Here is a 1848-nt window from a genome sequence, read left to right as displayed (position 1 = left end):
GATTGTGCTCCATTCGGGTTTTTCGTTGACGGCCTTCAAAGGTACGTAGTCTTCGCCTAGGTGTGCGCTCATAACCCCTCCGGTCATTGGTGTTGGGTGTTTCTCATTCCCCGCTTTGTGGGCGGGTTAGGGGTAGATTATTATTTACCACTCAATGTGTCAACTATTTTTTACTATTAAAATATTCACTCAACACCTGCATAGTCTTCAAACGCGGGTTGTCGTTGGTTCCGCTCTTGAGGTGGTGGAGTGTGGTGTGGGATAGATTCAGCTCCCGCGCCAGGGCTTTGATGTTTTCGCCTTCCAGTGCTTTTTGAATTTGCGCCAGTGTCATCATTTTCCGTTCATCCGATTGGTTGGTTTAGTACTAAACAATAATGGCCATTATTCCACTAAATTATAAAAAAACAAAGCCACTCCAAAAGATCACAAAATCACTAACATCACATAGACCCCCCTTTAGTAGGGGGGTCTATATGTGATGATGATGTTCCGCATATCACGTGACCATTTGTGATGCGTGTGATGATTTTATTAACTATATGATTCATATAAAAAACTCAGTCACGCGGCAATTTGTGATGCGTGTGATTTATGTTAGTGACCACTATTTTAAGACACCCGAATTAACACGGCCCTGTGTGATGATTTCGGTATAATATTTTGTACTACTGACAAAATTTGTCACAAGAAATACATCATATCTCCAACAAGTAAACATAATCCTTAGATAGCCTGATGCACCCCTTATCGGCAAGGGACTTGAGGTTGTAGCTAAATGCCTGCCCAAACTTGCCGCCGTGTATGCCGCTGCGCTCCATAAATAGCCGCCGAACTTCCTGCCGGTCTGCCGACCCATCTAGCGCCCCTTCCTTGGCCACCTGAGCGCGGACGCAATCGAGCAGCATAGTCTCGCGCTCCGTCATTCCGGAGGCGGCTTTTAGTTGATCTGAGAAGCTGGCGGGGACGGGAACAAGCGAGGTTATGGGGCGACCTTTATAGTCTGTGTACCCCTCAATAGTGACCACATCGGCGCGGCATATAATAGGAGGCAGTGGCTCAACGTCCTTGGCGCGGGTATTCGTAATGGTGAGTATGCTTTCCTGTTTCGTCACCATGATCTCGAAATCGGTGGCGGCTTTGAGGGCTGATGCGCCTCTCGCCCCCTTCTCTGCATCCTTGCCCGAGTGGTGAACCACCATTACCCCGCATTTGTGGTCATGCTGAATTAATTCACACCCCCGGATGAAATCAGCCATATCGCTGTTGTCGTTCTCATTGCCGCCCATAGACCGATTGAGCGTATCCACCACCACTAACTTAACCGGCTGGTCAATGTGCTTGCGATACTCCCGGATAACCTGGGTAAGCTGCCCAACGTCCTTTGGGTCATCCATAATGGTGGTAATGGGAAGCACGCGCATTAACGGGGCTTTGGTGTTGACCTGCTCCCAGGCTCTTTTGCGGAATCGCATCCCATTACCGCCCTCGGCACTGATATAGACCACCACGCCCTCATCCCCGGTATCCAACCCCTGCCATTGGGTGCCTGACGCGATGGCGCACGACATATCGACGGCGGTGAAGGACTTGCCGCACCCCGGCTCACCGTATAGCACCCCGAACGATTCAGCAGGGATCAGGCCATCAATCAGCCAAGCCATATTGGCTATCCGGGCCATTTCGGCGTCATCGTTGGCCTGTAGAGCCTCCAACATTCGGACGTGTTTGGGTTTGGTGGTTGCGGCCTCGGCTTCTCCCTGTTCTTCTGTCTCGGGGGAGGGGGTTGGGCTGTCAAACGTCACTGGCCTGATATACCCCTCGCGCTCTGCCATGTGGAACAGCGTG

General features: G+C 50.9%; 2 protein-coding genes. Both read right to left on the bottom strand.

Features of this window, described 5'->3' with window-relative positions; translation table 11 throughout:
* Positions 1 to 163 precede the first annotated feature (163 nt).
* Positions 164 to 337, bottom strand: a complete 174-nt coding sequence (locus ABYP33_RS18910; RefSeq protein ID WP_373092884.1) for a helix-turn-helix domain-containing protein — start codon at positions 335 to 337, stop codon at positions 164 to 166.
* A 361-nt stretch (positions 338 to 698) separates the two neighbouring features.
* A partial coding sequence (locus ABYP33_RS18905) for a helicase RepA family protein (RefSeq protein ID WP_373092883.1) occupies positions 699 to 1848 on the bottom strand: 1150 nt, incomplete at its 5' end.

This window comes from Zhongshania sp. (genome assembly GCF_041584495.1).
Classification (GTDB): domain Bacteria; phylum Pseudomonadota; class Gammaproteobacteria; order Pseudomonadales; family Spongiibacteraceae; genus Spongiibacter.
This window is presented reverse-complemented; position numbering and strand designations above follow the sequence as displayed.